At 64.4% G+C, this 14,375-nt stretch carries 13 protein-coding genes and 1 riboswitch; of the genes, 5 read left to right on the top strand and 8 right to left on the bottom strand.

The genetic code is table 11. The annotated features are described in order from the left end of the window. Window positions 1-21: 21 nt before the first annotated feature. The 3 genes from QRN52_RS03860 to QRN52_RS03850 form a co-directional block, all read right to left on the bottom strand. Window positions 22-363, bottom strand: coding sequence for a P-II family nitrogen regulator (locus tag QRN52_RS03860; protein ID WP_284751451.1), 342 nt, complete (start codon window positions 361-363; stop codon window positions 22-24). After that, complete coding sequence (locus tag QRN52_RS03855) at window positions 360-1,775, bottom strand: ammonium transporter (RefSeq protein ID WP_284751450.1); 1,416 nt, start codon at window positions 1,773-1,775, stop codon at window positions 360-362. Before QRN52_RS03855 ends, QRN52_RS03860 begins: the two co-directional genes overlap by 4 nt. Window positions 1,776-2,035: 260 nt before the next feature. Continuing rightward, window positions 2,036-2,611: a helix-turn-helix domain-containing protein gene (locus tag QRN52_RS03850; RefSeq protein WP_059388136.1), complete on the bottom strand. Its 576-nt coding sequence runs from the start codon at window positions 2,609-2,611 to the stop codon at window positions 2,036-2,038. Window positions 2,612-2,914: 303 nt separating this feature from the next. Between QRN52_RS03850 and QRN52_RS03845 the strand changes: the two genes are divergently transcribed. Both QRN52_RS03845 and QRN52_RS03840 read left to right on the top strand, forming a co-directional pair. Continuing rightward, entirely contained in the window at window positions 2,915-4,447 is a 1,533-nt protein-coding gene (locus tag QRN52_RS03845; RefSeq protein ID WP_284751449.1) for a sodium:solute symporter family protein, read from the top strand. Window positions 4,448-4,532: 85 nt separating this feature from the next. Next, window positions 4,533-4,652, top strand: a riboswitch (SAM riboswitch). 14 nt (window positions 4,653-4,666) lie between these two features. Continuing rightward, complete coding sequence (locus QRN52_RS03840) at window positions 4,667-4,987, top strand: hypothetical protein (RefSeq protein ID WP_284751448.1); 321 nt, start codon at window positions 4,667-4,669, stop codon at window positions 4,985-4,987. A gap of 51 nt (window positions 4,988-5,038) precedes the next feature. On the opposite strand, the gene QRN52_RS03835 is transcribed toward QRN52_RS03840, so the two are convergent. Continuing rightward, a complete protein-coding gene (locus tag QRN52_RS03835) occupies window positions 5,039-5,227 on the bottom strand; it encodes a hypothetical protein (protein WP_059388139.1) in 189 nt (62 codons plus the stop codon). Window positions 5,228-5,494: 267 nt separating this feature from the next. On the opposite strand from QRN52_RS03835, the gene QRN52_RS03830 reads away from it, so the two are divergent. Together QRN52_RS03830 and QRN52_RS03825 are read left to right on the top strand one after the other, a co-directional pair. After that, window positions 5,495-6,658 (top strand): VIT1/CCC1 transporter family protein, encoded by a 1,164-nt coding sequence (locus QRN52_RS03830; protein WP_284751447.1) that lies wholly within the window; start codon window positions 5,495-5,497, stop codon window positions 6,656-6,658. Between the two features lie 104 nt (window positions 6,659-6,762). Continuing rightward, on the top strand, window positions 6,763-7,626 hold the full coding sequence (locus QRN52_RS03825; protein WP_284751503.1) for a matrixin family metalloprotease: 864 nt from the start codon (window positions 6,763-6,765) through the stop codon (window positions 7,624-7,626). Between the two features lie 105 nt (window positions 7,627-7,731). Here QRN52_RS03825 and QRN52_RS03820 read toward each other — a convergent pair whose 3' ends face one another. Continuing rightward, entirely contained in the window at window positions 7,732-8,694 is a 963-nt protein-coding gene (locus QRN52_RS03820; RefSeq protein WP_284751446.1) for a polysaccharide deacetylase family protein, read from the bottom strand. A gap of 11 nt (window positions 8,695-8,705) precedes the next feature. Then, on the bottom strand, window positions 8,706-10,217 hold the full coding sequence (locus tag QRN52_RS03815) for a purine-cytosine permease family protein (protein WP_284751445.1): 1,512 nt from the start codon (window positions 10,215-10,217) through the stop codon (window positions 8,706-8,708). 108 nt (window positions 10,218-10,325) lie between these two features. Here QRN52_RS03815 and QRN52_RS03810 point away from each other — a divergent pair, with 108 nt between their 5' ends. Next, window positions 10,326-11,834 (top strand): PucR family transcriptional regulator, encoded by a 1,509-nt coding sequence (locus QRN52_RS03810; RefSeq protein ID WP_284751444.1) that lies wholly within the window; start codon window positions 10,326-10,328, stop codon window positions 11,832-11,834. A gap of 6 nt (window positions 11,835-11,840) precedes the next feature. On the opposite strand, the gene QRN52_RS03805 is transcribed toward QRN52_RS03810, so the two are convergent. Further along, window positions 11,841-13,331 carry an S-layer homology domain-containing protein gene (locus tag QRN52_RS03805; protein WP_284751443.1) on the bottom strand — a complete coding sequence of 497 codons (1,491 nt, stop codon included), beginning with the start codon at window positions 13,329-13,331 and terminating at the stop codon, window positions 11,841-11,843. 135 nt (window positions 13,332-13,466) lie between these two features. Beyond that, window positions 13,467-14,375 (bottom strand): formyltetrahydrofolate deformylase, encoded by a 909-nt coding sequence (gene purU / locus QRN52_RS03800; protein WP_284751442.1) that lies wholly within the window; start codon window positions 14,373-14,375, stop codon window positions 13,467-13,469.

The following is a 14,375-nucleotide window of genomic DNA, read 5'->3' as shown; positions in this document are numbered from 1 at the left end:
AGCGGCACCAACGCAGTCTTCCTAGCTGATCGCCGAGGCGCCACGTTCCCCGGTCCGGACGCGCACCGCCTGGGACACCTCGACCGTCCAGATCTTGCCGTCCCCAAACTGGCCCGTACTGGCACCGGAGATGATGGCGTCCACGATTCCGTCCACCAACTCGTCGGTGGACAGGACCTCCACCCGGATCTTGGGAAGGAGATCGGAGTTGTACTCCGCGCCCCGGTACACCTCTACATGGCCTCGTTGTTGGCCATAACCGTTCGCTTGGCTCACGGTCATCCCGTTGACTCCGAAGCGTTCCAAGGCGTCCCGGACCTCGTCGATCCGCTCCGGCCTCACGATGGCCGTGACGAGCTTCACGTCGACGCCTTGCTACGCATCCGATCTGTTTTCCCGTTCGAGCTGGCTTCTTCATCACCACTGGAGCTCGACGGAGTTTTGCCGTTCTGTGGTTCTCCGGGATTGAATGATCCGCCAACCATGGCCAGCTCGTAGGCGGTTTCCGCGTGCTCCGTGATGTCGATGCCCGCCAGCTCTTCGTGCTCCTTGACGCGCATGCCCACTGTCTTGTGGATCGCCAGCCCAATGAGCGTTGTCATGATCGCTGTCCACGCGGTGACCACCAGGGCCGTCAATATTTGGGGCCAGAATTGGCTCAGGCCGCCGCCGTAGAAGAGGCCACCTTCAGTCTTTGCGGAGGGTACGGCGAAGAAGCCGAGGGACAGGGTCCCCCACAGGCCGCCGACGAAGTGGACGGCAACGACGTCCAAGGAGTCGTCCAGCCCGATCTTGAACTTCAGCCCGATGGCCAGAGCGCACACAGCCCCCGCGATGACGCCGATGACGATCGCGCCGATGGGATCCACGAACCCACAAGCCGGGGTGACTGCCACCAAGCCCGCGACGGCGCCGGATGCGGCGCCAAGGGACGTCGCGTGGCCGTCGCGGAGCCTTTCGACAAGCAGCCAGCCCAGGAGCGCGGCGCTCGTGGCCAGGAGGGTGTTTGTCCAGGCAAGCGCGGCGATTCCATCAGCCGCCAGTTCCGAACCGGCGTTGAAGCCGAACCACCCGAACCACAACAAGCCCGCACCGAGCATCACGAAGGGGAGGTTGTGCGGCCGGATGTTGGGGTCTTTCATGAATCCGAGCCGTTTGCCGAGCACGACCGCGAGCATGAGCCCGGCCATGCCAGCGTTCATGTGGACGACGGTGCCACCGGCAAAGTCGAGGGCCGATATCTTGCTGCCGATGATCCCGGTGGATCCGAAGAGGCCGCCGCCCCAGACCCAGTGGGCAATGGGCGCGTAAACTATGGTGACCCAGAGGCCGGCAAACAGCAGCCATGGGCCAAACCTGACACGTTCGGCCACCGCGCCACTGATCAGTGCGACCGTGATGATGGCGAAGGTGGCTTGGAAACCTATGAAGACCATGTCCGGCAGCCCCGGGGCTTTCCCGCCGATGACGCTGGCCAGTCCGCTGAGTCCGAAGTTCGCGAAGGGATCTCCGATGAAGCCGCCCAGGGTATCCGGGCCGAACGCGAGTCCGTAGCCCCACAGGGCCCAGACCACCGCGACCACGCCAATGGCGCCGAAGCTCATCATCATGATATTGAGGACGGACTTCATCCTGACCAGGCCGCCGTAGAAGAACGCCAAACCTGGCGTCATGAGAAGGACGAGGGCGGAAGCTGCAAGCATCCAGGCTGTTGCGCCAGGATCAAGGGTCTGGGGGTTCACATCCAGCCCTACGCTGAAGAATACTGGGGTCATTTTCGGGAGCCTTCCTGCATATACGGCGCTCCATGGCGCCCGCACGGCGAGACCATTTTTAAAACGAACAGGTCCTGGTACCCCACGGGATACCGACCTTGACAAGTTGCCTTGACTCGAAGGTACAGTCGCCCTGTTTCAGCATTCGGCGCGGATCATTTCAGGGACGTAACACCGCTGGCCCCAGGGTTAAATCCTGAAGTCAGTCATGTTTCCGGCAGGTTACGCGCCGCGTGTCGCAAATACGGCGCGTCACAGCGTCAGCGGCTGGCTGCCGGCACCAGGATCCAGAGCACCTCAACGGGCTCGTCCGTGGGATTGACCCAGGTATGGGGTTCGCGGCCCGGGAAGGACAGCGTGTCTCCCTCTTCGAGCTCGTACTCCTCGTTGGTGAGGATCAATTTGATGCGGCCCTTGACGACGTGAAGGACGTCGACGTCGCAATCGACGGCGTAAAGCTCGGCTTCTCCGCGGCCGCGGGGCTCGATGGAGGCCTGCAGGATCTGCAACCGCCGTTCGGACCGGGCAGTCAGGAGACGCTCCACTATTCCCTGGCCGCCGAGAGAAATCCGCGGCCCATCATCGCGCCGGGTCAGGTGCGTCTCCGGTGCCGCGAAAAGATCGCCGATGGACACTGAAAGAACCTGGCAAAGCGTCACAAGGGAAGCGACCGACGGCGATGTCAGGTCACGCTCCACACGGCTCAGGAACCCTTTGGTCAGGCCGGTGGCGTCGGCAACCTGCTCGATGGTGAGCCGCTGCGATTGGCGGGCGGCGCGGATTCTGGAACCGATGGCAACTGGGACGTTGCTCGGTTCAACGGGGAGAGCCTTCATTCACGAACCTTTCAGGCCGTTTCTGCGGCCCTGTCATTGCAGCAATAGTAGCCGGATCGCCCGAGTGGCGGACCCTTTGGACAGCCAGAGGAGCGCCGATCCGCCCGCCGCGCAAAGCAACGCCTTGACTGTTACTCGCATCACTACGTATCCTCATAGGCAACAAGTGTTGTTTGTGAGGCACACATCACAGACTACTCTCCCCAATCACCAGCGCAGAGACCTTCCGCAACCCGCAGCGAAACCCAGCGGACCGGCGTCGGAATCCCCAAGAACTCTGCGCATCACTTTCAGGAGCCAACCGTGGACTCTTCGTTCATCAATATTGCGATCGTGGTGGTGTATTTGCTCGCCATGCTGGCCTTCGGCTGGTGGGGCAAGTCGCGCACCAAGAACAACAGCGACTTCCTGGTGGCAGGACGCCGCCTTGGTCCGATGCTCTACACCGGCACCATGGCCGCCGTCGTCCTCGGCGGCGCTTCAACGGTTGGCGGCGTCGGCCTCGGCTACAAGTTCGGCGTCTCCGGCATGTGGTTGGTCGTCGCCATCGGTTCGGGCGTGCTCCTCCTGAGCCTGCTTTTCGCCGGCACCATCCAGCGGCTGAAAATCTACACGGTCTCCCAGATGCTGAGCCTGCGTTACGGCCAGCGCGCCACGCAGACCTCCGGCATCGTCATGCTGGCCTACACCCTCATGCTGTGTGCCACGTCCACGGGTGCATACGCCACGATCTTCGTTGTCCTCTTCGGCTGGGAGCGCTGGCTTGCCATCGCCGTCGGCGGCGCCATCGTCCTGGTCTACTCGACCATCGGCGGCATGTGGTCCATCACCCTCGCCGACCAGGTGCAGTTCATCATCAAGACGGTGGGCATCTTCTTCCTCATGCTGCCGTTCGCCCTCAACGCCGCAGGCGGCCTCGACGGCATCCGTGCCCGCGTTGACGCCAGCTTCTTCCAGCTGGACGGCATCGGCGCGCAGACCATCATCACCTACTTCGTGGTCTACACCCTGGGCCTGCTCATCGGCCAGGACATCTGGCAGCGCGTCTTCACTGCCAAGACCCCCAAGGTGGCCCGTTGGGGCGGCGCCACTGCCGGCATCTACTGCGTCCTGTACGGCGTCGCCGGCGCCCTGATTGGCCTGGCCGCCCGCGTGGCCTTGCCCAACATCGACGTGAAGGCCCTTGGCAAGGACGTTGTCTACGCCGAGGTTGCCACCCACATCCTGCCGATCGGCATCGGCGGCCTCGTCATGGCCGCAGCAGTCGCTGCCATGATGTCCACCGCATCCGGAGCCCTCATCGCCGCAGCCACCGTTGCCCGCGCCGACGTTGTCCCGTTCGTGGCCAGCTGGTTCGGCAAAACGATCAACACCGACGACACCGAGAACCCCGAGCACGACGTCAAGGCCAACCGCTACTGGGTCCTTGGACTGGGCATCGTGGCCGTGCTGATCTCCATGGCGGCGCAGGACGTCGTGGTGGCCCTGACCATCGCGTACGACATCCTGGTAGGTGGCCTCCTGGTTGCCATCCTGGGCGGCCTGGTCTGGAAGCGCGGCACGGGCATCGCAGCGGCATGGTCCATGGCCGTCGGCTCGGTCTTGACCTTGGCCTTGCTGATCGCTTACGCCACGGGAATTATCCCTAGCGAAGACGGCGTCTACGCCAACGATCCCATCTACTGGGGCCTCGGCGCGTCGCTCGTCATCTACGTTGTGGTCTCCCTGCTGACGCCGCCCACGGAACCCGAGGTCCGCGAAGCCTGGGACCGCCGCGTCGCAGGAGCGGTCACCGAGGAACTCCCGCTGGAGGCCCACCCGGTGGCCAGCCACTAAGCTTCACAGAATTAAGTACGACGGCGGCGCCGCACCTTCTCCTTCGAGAGGTGCGGCGCCGCGCCTGCATGTACAGTAGGAACAGCTTCAAGAGATGTGGCGCCAAGCTCCGACTTGCCACACGCCAACCCCATGTTCACGGGTGGTTCGGATGAAGAAGCGGCCCGGCTCGGACCAGAGACAACCGAACGGGCAAGAGCAACTCCACAGGAGAAGGCCATGCCTTTCGAAAACGGCGCTACCGCCACAGCTGAGCGCACCACCCAGACCGGAAGCCTCTTGTTGCCACGCCCCCGACGGGTGGACGAGTTCGTCCGGGTGATTCCCGGCGTCGACCTCTCCCAAGGCTCCATCACGTTCGTGGTGGACGGAAACTTGGAACGCTATTGGCATCATGAGCCACGGCTCATCACCGAAGCGCTTTCAAAAGCGGTCCAGCCCGCCCGCTGGTTCCCGGCGACACGGAAACTCACCCTCACGGTGGCGGCAACCGGGCACCGGGCGGGCGTGCAGCGGCACTTCATCCTGAGCGCGTTCTAGGGCCCGGATTCAGCGAGTCAGGTTCAGCGAGGCCGGTTCAGCGAGCAGAGGCTATTCGAACTCTTCGTCCTCACGGTGTTCCTCGGCGTCGAGCGGGACCACCCGTTCGTCGTCGTCGAGGACCTCGGATTGTTCCTCCCAGTCCTCGTCCACCTCCAGGTCTTCGCTGTAGTCGTAGGCGGGATCGGCCTCGACCGTGGGACGGTCGGGGTGGCGGGCGTGGGTCTCGGTGCTGTCCATGGTGCAACCTCCGTTCGACGTGCCGCTGAGCCCATCGGACAGGCAAGTGAGGCAGCCGGTCCAACGCCACCCCGCCAATTCGTGGACCCTGTCCATCCATCCCAGCACTGCCCCCTGCGGCGGTCAAGGCCTCCCGCGAGCCTCCCGGTTTTTGAGGCACGCCTAAAATGTCCAGTGAGGATTACCGGCCGAAAAACCGCGGAAATTGGCGATAGAGTGGAGCCGCAATGAGGCGATGAAGCCCGCCCCAGCGACCCAGGAGTCCCGGTGCACCCGCACACAAAACCCTCGTATTCAGACAATCCGTCGGACTCAAGCAGTCCATCGCAAGACGAAGCAGCCCCCAAGACTCCCCCGTCGTCGTCGGACATCAAGCGCTGGCGGCAGTACTTGGCGGACGAGCGCGCCGAGGCCGCCGTGTACCGTCAACTGGCGCAGCGCCGCGATGGCGAGGAACGCGAAATCCTGTTGGCTCTCGCAGATGCCGAAGGCCGCCATGAGGCGCACTGGCTCAAGCTCCTCGGCGAACATGCCGGCATGCCCAAGGCAGCCTCCGTCCGGAGCCAAATGCTCGGCTTCCTGGCCCGGAACTTCGGATCCGTGTTCGTGCTGGCCCTCGCCCAACGGGCTGAAGGCCGTTCGCCTTATACGAAGGATCCAGCAGCAACCCGCGCCATGGCGGCTGATGAACAGATCCACGAAGAAGTAGTCCGTGGCCTGGCGACGCGCGGTCGCAATAGGTTGTCCGGCACCTTCCGCGCGGCCGTATTCGGCGCCAACGACGGCTTGGTCAGCAACCTTTCCCTCGTGATGGGCATGGCGGCCACGGGCGTTCCCGCAACCGTGGTCCTGTTCAGCGGTATCGCCGGCCTCCTGGCGGGCGCGCTGTCCATGGGTGCCGGCGAGTATGTCTCGGTCCGCTCGCAACTCGAGCTCCTCAAGGCCACTCGCCCCACCCAGGCCACGCTGACCGCAGCCCCGGCCCTGGACATCGAGCACAATGAGCTGGTCCTGGTATATCTGGCCCGGGGCATGTCCCGCGAAGCCGCCGAACACCGGGCCGCCGAGCGCATGGGCCTCTACAGCTGCGATTGCGATCCCAGCCTCTCCCTCCACCCCGAAGTGGAAGAAACCGTCAATGAGCACGAGGCCGTGGGCTCCGCCTGGGGCGCCGCGATCTCGAGCTTCTGCTTCTTCGCTTCGGGCGCCATCGTGCCCATCCTGCCGTTCATCTTCGGCATGACGGGCTTCGCAGCGCTTGCTGTGGCCGGTACGCTGGTGGGCATCGCGCTTCTGTCGACTGGCGCCGTCGTCGGCTTGTTGTCCGGGACCTCGCCCCTGACCCGCGGCCTCCGGCAGCTCGCCATCGGACTCGGTGCGGCCGCGGCCACGTATGGGCTGGGCCTCGTCTTCGGCGCTGTGATCGGATAGCAGCGCCGGCCCGACGGGGCGCCGGTACAGGGACTTGGGGAGAAGACGTGCATTCAAACTACGGGTACGATGGCGGCCCGCCGCCCAAGCGCGCCAGTACCGCGCTGGCGCTGTTCCGGAACGTGATGGTGGTGGCCGTGGTTGCGGCCGTTTCCGTGCTTGTCAGTGGCTTCCTCCGCGGCGACCCGGGCATCATCGGGTTGCTTCCTAATCTGGCTCCTTCCGCCCCTGCCACGGCAAGCAGCTCCGGGCCCGACGCGGTTCCCGGGAACGGGCAGCAAAAGGCTGCCCGCGCGCCGGATACCCCGCCGCCTGGACTGGAAGAGGCTGGCCACCCGCTCGGCTCCCCCGCCAAGCCCGCTGTGGCCAGCAACTCCTACAAGTTCCTGGCCACCAATGCCGACGGCACACCCGTGAGCTACTCTCCGTGCCGTCCATTGCACTACGTGGTCAACGCAGCCCTCGCCCCGGCCGGATCCGAGGGGCTCATCGCCGACGCCATCGCCAAGATCGCTGCTGCCACGGGCCTCAAGTTCATCGACGACGGCGCCAGCACGGAAAAGCCCGCCGAGAAGCGCAAGCCATACCAGCCCGCGCTCTACGGAGATCGTTGGGCACCCCTGCTGATTTCCTGGACCACTCCCGAGGCGGCTCCGGGCTTGGCTGGATCCGTCATCGGCACTGGCGGCAGCACCATGTACAGCTTCGGCTCCGGACCCAAAAGCTACGTGACGGGAAGCCTGGACCTGGACGCCCCGCAAATCACGGAACTGCTGGGCATCTCCGGCGGAGCGCATTACGTCTCCGCGGTGATCCAACACGAATTGGGCCACGTGGTGGGCCTAGACCACGTAGACGATCCAATCCAGCTCATGTACCCGGAGATCGGCGCCCCGGATGGCTTGGCAGCGGGAGACCTGAATGGACTTTACAAACTCCACACCGCCCTGTGCCGCAGCGACTTGTAGCCCGGCCCACCCCTAGCCCCCGCCCCACCCCAACTAGCTCGCATTAGATGTCGTTTTGAGCCCTGATAACGACATCTAATGCGAGCTAGTTGGGTGGGGACGGGCCTAGTTGGGGGCGGGTTGTAAGACGCGGGCAGGTTTGAAGCTGGACCCGGCGCCTGGATAGCTCGGGACCTCGATGCGGGCGTGGCTGTGGATCTCGTTGACCGTGGCCTTGGTGTGCTCTGCGATCCGCTCCAAGGTGGTCACCCACATCCCGTCCATGGCCTTGACGCGTTCGATCAGTTGCTCCAAGGCAACTGCCTTGGACGGACGGCCGGAGATGAACGGGTGGTTGGTCAGGACGAAACAACTGCCTTGGGCGTGGTGGGCCACGGCTTCGAGGGTCCACATCTCCAAGACCTTGGCCGGACTCTCGATGATGCCGCTTCCTGTCACTCCCGGATAGAACGCGTATTGTTCCCAATCGTCCAACGCCCAATCGACGGGGATCTCCACAATGTCCCGTGAATCAACGTCCCGTGAATCACGCGAGGTGACCGCCATGCGGTAGGGAGCATCTCCGTCGAGCAGGCTTGAATCGTAAAGGAAACCGCGGTCCGCGAGCAGCGCCGGCGAATGCCAGTTCAGCTCCCACCACGGCGCCCTGTAACCGACCGGCCTGACCCCGGCTACCTTCGCGAGGGCTTCGAGCCCGCGGTCCAGGTAGTTGGCCTCGGTGGCGGCGTCGATTCCCTGCATGGGTTCGTGCAGGTAGCCGTGGTGGGCGACTTCATGGCCGCCGTCGACGATCCGCCGCACCACGTCCGGGTAGCTTTCCGCCGTGAACCCCGGGATGAAGAAGGTTCCCTGGATCTCTTGGCGTTCGAGGATCTTCAGGAGCCGTGGAACAGCGACCCTAGGGCCGTAGGACTGGTGGCTCATGAGGGACATGCGCCGGGTGCTCGTGGGATCGTGCGCGATGGTGCAGGATTCGGCGTCGACGTCGAACGTGAAGGACGCCGCGGCCCTGAAGCCTTCGGGCCAAGTGATCGAGTGTGCCTCGTCGGGGAAAGCGTTGGTGGTCATCGGGTGTCCTTTCAGTCGTTGACCAGATTGGCGACGGCGTCTTCCGCAAGGGGGTGCGACGTCGCGGCCGCGGATGCCAGCGGGAGGTATCGGGCATGGACCCGGGGGCCCAAAGCGCCATAGACCGCGGCGGCAACAAGTCCACCGGCCAGCCAGGACAAGTCGATCCCGCCCATGGCCGTGGCGATGGGGCCTTGCATGATCGGCAGGACGCCGTACATGAACAGCCACGTGGCAAAGATGCCCACCAAGAGCGCGGTGAGCCCGGCCCAGTTGAATGCAGGAAGCCGCCGGGTGCCCACGGGATCGAAGAGTCGCTCGACTGCCACGGGACTACGCTTGTCCACCCAGAAGTAGTGCACCAGCATGATGCCTCCCCACGCGGCTACCCACGCCACGAGCCCGCCGAGCCACGTGCTCAGTGTTGACGCGAAATCCTCCTGCAGGATGAAGAACACGACGCCGACCAAGGCCAGGAGCCCGACGAAGAGGTTCAAGGAACGACGCTTGGCCTTGATATCCAGTGCCTGGGCAGCCACCGAAAAAGTGTAGATGTTCAGGATGTTCGTCGCGATGGGACCGTGCAACACCAGGAAGAGCACCGGGATGGCCAGGACGCCGAAGTTGTCGACGATGAGGTGCCCAGGATCGGCCGTGCCGCTCTTCGTTGCCAGGCTGGCGCCCAGGATGCCGAGCCACACTACCGGGAGGAACTGGCCGAATACTGAGGCAAGGTAAACCTTGTGCTTGGGGACGGACTTGCTGACGAAGCGTGAATAGTCCGCCGCGTAGGTGAACCAGGTGATCCCCCAACCGATGCCGATGACAGTCATCACGGTGGTCATCGCCGCGATTCGCGCCCCGCCTTCAAGGACAGCACCGGGAGGGCCCGCGTAGCCCCAATCGATGTTCATGCCGAACCAGGCCACGGCGGACATGGCGATCAACACCACGATGGTGGGCGGGACGGTCCACTTTTCGAAAGCAGCGATCGCCTTGTAGCCGAACCAGGCAATGGTGACCTGGGCGGACATGATCAGGAAGGCCACCAGGATCTTGGGGCCCACGTTGGGCTGCTCCGGGTCGACCATGCCGAGCTTGCCGAGGAGTGCCATCACGAGGTCCAGGATGATCCAGGTGTTGACGGCGCACCAGCCGATTCCGAGGAGTGCCTGGATGGCGCTCGGGAGGTAGTTGCCGCGGCGGCCGAAGACGGCCCGGGCCAGGACCATGCCGGTAGCACCCGTCCGCTGCCCTAGGAGGACAAACAGGCCAAAGAGCGCCATGCCGATCAGGTTTCCCACCACCAGGACGGTGACGGTATCGGCAAAGCCCAGTCCAAGCTGGACGCCGAGGGCCCCGAGGACCCAGTTGATGGGGGCAAGGTTTGCGCCTGCCCAGATCCAGAATTGGCCCGCTACGCTGCGGGTACGCGCTGATTCGGGAATGGACTGCAGGTTCTGTTCGACGTCGGTCTGCGCCGTTGCAGCCCCAGGCGTCGCAGTGGATAGGTTCTCGTGCATTGGGGGATCCTCCGTGTAGGAAAGGGACTACTTCAATGTATGTGCCCCACATCACAGCAACAAGATACGATGTGTACGATAGATCCCAACAATTAGTTACGGAGTGTCATGTCTCTGCTCCTTGCCGACGCTTTCGAACACGAGAGCCTGAAAGCCGCTGAACCAGTCCTGCGGACGGATGTGCCCGAGGCCCTGTCCCGCCAGCTCCGTTGGGTCCATTCAAGCGAAGTGCTGGACATCGCTCCGTTGCTTCGGGGCGGGGAGCTGCTCCTGAGCGGGGGGCAGGCCCTCGCCACCGCTTCGGACGAGCGGCGGGTGGACTACGTCCGCCAACTGGCGGCGCGCGGCATCACCGCTCTGGCCATCGAGACAGGTCCCGAGCTGCCCGCCATACCCGAGTCCATGCTCGACGCCGGCCAGGAGGCCGGGCTGCCCATCATCGAGTTGTGCAAAGTGGCCCCCTTCGTCGGCATCATGCAAGCCATCAATTCGCTGCTGGTCAGCGAATCGGTCGCGCAATTGCAGTTCGGCGACGAAACGAGCCATGCCATGGCGGCGGAACTCGCGCACGGAGGCGGACTGGATCAGCTCCTCGCCGTGCTGTCCAGCCGGACGGATGCAGGCGCAAGGCTCGTCTCGCCGTCGGGCATCACTTTGGGAAGCGCGACGGCGGCCGTGCAGCCTGAGTCCTGCACCGTCACCACAGTCGATGTGCCCGTCCGCGGCGTGCTCGCGGCCCGCCTGGAGTTGGAAGTGCCCGACGACGGCGACGCGAACCTCGCGCGAGTGGCCGGCGAGCGGTGCGTCGATATCCTCGGCTTGGCGTTGCTGCAACGCATGCCTCCCGGGCTCAAGGAACTTGCCGGCATCGAGCTCATGCGGGCCATCAGTTCGGGTACCCAGTCATGGCGTCTCCAGCAATTGGGACCGGCCTCAGGGTTCGCGGCGAGCGGGCCGGTAGCCGCCGTCGTGGTGCGTTCCTCAGCGGCGGGTCAACTCCGGACACAGCTCGACGACATCCTGCATGACGCGGTTCCGCAAAGCGCGAGTTATGCGGACAGCGCCGAATTGATCGCCTTGGCCGCGCTCCCCCACGCCACCGCCGTGGCCTCGCGCATCGCGCTCATCCAAGCGCTTCAGGCCTTGGAAGTTCCCGACGGCTCGGTCATCGCCGTGGGTCCGCTGGCCCAGGGAATCGGCGAAGCGCCATGGTCGCTGGCAGAGGCGCGCCGGACGCTTGAGCTCATCCCGCGGACCATCCAGCGATCCGGATCGGCAGACGCGAACGCCGTGGTGAATGCCGAGGACTTCGCCGTCGAGCGCCTGGCGGAAGCAAGCCTCGACGAGGCCGCCCGCGAGGGATTCGTGCGGCGGCAGCTCGGCGCCGTCGTCGAGCATGACGAGCAGCGGCGCTCGGAGCTGATGCGGACGTTGGCCGTATGGCTGGACACGGGGTGCAACACGGCACAGGCGGCACGGGAACTGCACTTGGAACGGCAGTCGATGCACCACCGGCTCCAACGGATTTTCGAGCTGTGTGGCGGGGATCCCCGGGGAACAGGCCGGCTGGTCGCGCTTCATCTGGCAACCCGCCTGGCCCGGCTCCGGGCTGCATGACCATCCCTACTGGGTGCCCAGGTACCACTCGGTCTGCCAGCGGTGGAGGAACGCGGCCATGGCGTCACGGTTGACCGGGCTCAAGGGCCGGAAGGTTCCATCCGCGTAACCCGTGCTGACCTTGGCCGCAGCCAGCCAGGTGATCTCGTTGTAGAAGTCCGATTGCGGGGTGATGTCGTTGAACGGGGACGTAGCCGGGGCGGTCCAGCCGGGTGATCCGCTGAAGCGGTAGAGGAAGGCTGCCATAGCGTCCCGGTTGATGTTGTCACCGGGACGGAAGCTGTGCTGGCCGTTGCCGTCTACCCAGCCCGTGGTGATGCGGTAGTGCGCCAGCCACGTGACTTCCTTGTAGAACGCGGAATTGGGTGCCATGTCCACGAATGGTGAGGTTGCGGGCGGCGTCCAGGAGGGCGAGCCGGCCTGACGATAGAGGAAGGCGGCCATCGCGTCCCGGTGTACGGGGAGGGACGCCCCGTAGCTTCCGTCCGGGTAGCCCGTGGTGATGCCCTGGCTCGCGAGCCACTGGATCTCGCGGTAGAACTGGCTGCTGACGGGGACGTCGGAGAACCGCTGGGTGCACTGCGGGGTCCCCAGGGCGACCTTGGCGAGAGCGTAGCGAGCCGCGTCGATCGCGCCGTCTGCGACACCCATGACGAAATATTCCGGGTGTGTGGAGCACACCTGAGGGATCGAGCCGGTGGGCACGGTGGCGATCGCCTTGCTTCCGTCGGCGCTGTAGCTCACCTGGGCGTTGGTACTGGTTCCGGGAGTGCCCGACTTCCAGAAGTAGCCGTAGGGGAAGGCGTTGGTCCAGGTCTTGTCCGGTCCGGAGGTGAAATACCCTGGCACGCTGCGGAAGATCAGCTTATCCGTGTAGGAAGCCAGTGAGGTGGTGGAGTCCTTCTGGATGAAGAAGGTCAGTGGCAGGGCCTGCGAAAGGCCAAAGTCAATCGAAGCAGTCGGGGACCCGGCCGGCCCCCCGGCCGTCAGGCCGCTTTGGACGAAGATCCCGCCGTTTCCCGGCGCGATAGGAGTTCCCGTGACCACTACGACAAAACCGGAGTAGGCCTGGGGCGGGACGGTGGTGTTGGCGCAATTCCCCGTGGCGTCATGACAGTACTGCATGGATCCCGGGGTCAGGCCCCCCAAGCCCTGCGGGATCGGGATAGACAGGTGGAGGGTTGAGGAGTCGGCCACGGCGTCGCCGGCAAGAAGTGGCGTGGCCGTGTTGTCCTCAGCGTTGTAGATCCCGTAATGGAGTGTGCTGTTCACGCTCTTGCCGAGCACCGCGGAAGCGTCCGACGGGAGTTTGAGGTCAAGGGTCGTCGCCGACGACGAGAGCTGCACCGGTGGGTTGTTGGCGTAGATCTGCGCCCACGCAGGGGTCGGATCGATGGTGATGACTGGATCAACGGCTTGGGCCGGGACAGCTGTAGATGAGACTACGGTGATTGCAAAAATGCAAGCGGCTATTATGCCGCCTTTCCGACGGATCACGAATGTACGCGCCTTTCAAAATGGCGAGTACCTCGCCCCCCAATGATTGCCGGTGACCGGCAACTGCAACCCTATGCGAGGAAAACCCGGCTCGCAACGCCTGAACGGCCCACCCTTTGGTGGGCCGTTCAAACCCTACTTGAGCACTACGGTCCTGTTGCCTTGCAGGATCACGCGGCCTTCGCAGTGCCAGCGGACGGCGTTGCTGAGTGCTTTGCACTCGGTGTCGCGGCCGGCCGCCACCAGGTCGTCAGGACCGAAGGTGTGGTCCACTTCCACCACTTGCTGGGCGATGATCGGCCCCTCGTCCAACTCGCCATTGACGTAGTGCGCGGTGGCACCGACGGTCTTTACGCCTCGCGCATAGGCCTGGTGGTACGGCTTGGCACCTTTGAAGCTGGGAAGGAACGAATGGTGGATGTTGATGGCGCGGCCGTCCAGTTTCCGCGCGAGATCGTCGCTGAGGACCTGCATGTAGCGGGCCAGGACCACCAGCTCGACGTCCAGGCGATCGATGAGGTCAAGAAGTTGTCCTTCGGCCGCCGCCTTGGTGTCCGGGGTGACGGGCACGTGGAAGAACGGAATGCCATGCCATTCGACTGTTCGCCTGTGGTCCGGGTGGTTGGAGACTACCCCGACAATCTCGACTGGCAGTTCCCCGATGCGGGCCCGGAACAGGAGGTCGTTGAGGCAATGCTCGAACTTCGAGACCATGATCAGCACCCGCTGCTTGGCACCATGGCGTTGCAGCTGCCAGCGCATGCCGAACTTTTCGGCAACAGGCGCGAAGGCATCACGCAGCGAGTCGATGGTCGATTCGTCACCTTCCGATGCGAAGTGGATCCGCATGAAGAAGTGGCCGTCCAGTTGGGAATCGAATTGCTTGTTGTCTATGATGTCGCAGCCGTGTTCCAGGAGGAATCCGGAAACGGCGTGCACGATCCCCCGGGTCTCCGGGCAGTCGAGCGTCAGGACATGCTCAACGGTGGTAACCGGCAGTGCCGCTCCACGTCGCGATGCGGGTTCGTTCTGTGTGACAGTCAT

Origin of the sequence: Arthrobacter sp. efr-133-R2A-120 (assembly GCF_030209835.1) — a bacterium.
In the GTDB taxonomy this organism is placed as follows: domain Bacteria; phylum Actinomycetota; class Actinomycetes; order Actinomycetales; family Micrococcaceae; genus Arthrobacter.
This window is presented reverse-complemented; position numbering and strand designations above follow the sequence as displayed.

What these genes read in the sequence shown, in the direction of transcription:
- QRN52_RS03855 (WP_284751450.1), bottom strand. Translation starts at nt 1,775, where the DNA reads ATGACCCCAGTATTCTTCAGCGTAGGGCTGGATGTGAACCCCCAGACC.
- QRN52_RS03850 (WP_059388136.1), bottom strand. Translation starts at nt 2,611, where the DNA reads ATGAAGGCTCTCCCCGTTGAACCGAGCAACGTCCCAGTTGCCATCGGT.
- QRN52_RS03840 (WP_284751448.1), top strand. Translation starts at nt 4,667, where the DNA reads ATGCCTTTCGAAAACGGCGCTACCGCCACAGCTGAGCGCACCACCCAG.
- QRN52_RS03835 (WP_059388139.1), bottom strand. Translation starts at nt 5,227, where the DNA reads ATGGACAGCACCGAGACCCACGCCCGCCACCCCGACCGTCCCACGGTC.
- QRN52_RS03820 (WP_284751446.1), bottom strand. Translation starts at nt 8,694, where the DNA reads ATGACCACCAACGCTTTCCCCGACGAGGCACACTCGATCACTTGGCCC.
- QRN52_RS03815 (WP_284751445.1), bottom strand. Translation starts at nt 10,217, where the DNA reads ATGCACGAGAACCTATCCACTGCGACGCCTGGGGCTGCAACGGCGCAG.
- QRN52_RS03810 (WP_284751444.1), top strand. Translation starts at nt 10,326, where the DNA reads ATGTCTCTGCTCCTTGCCGACGCTTTCGAACACGAGAGCCTGAAAGCC.
- purU (WP_284751442.1), bottom strand. Translation starts at nt 14,375, where the DNA reads ATGACTGTCACACAGAACGAACCCGCATCGCGACGTGGAGCGGCACTG.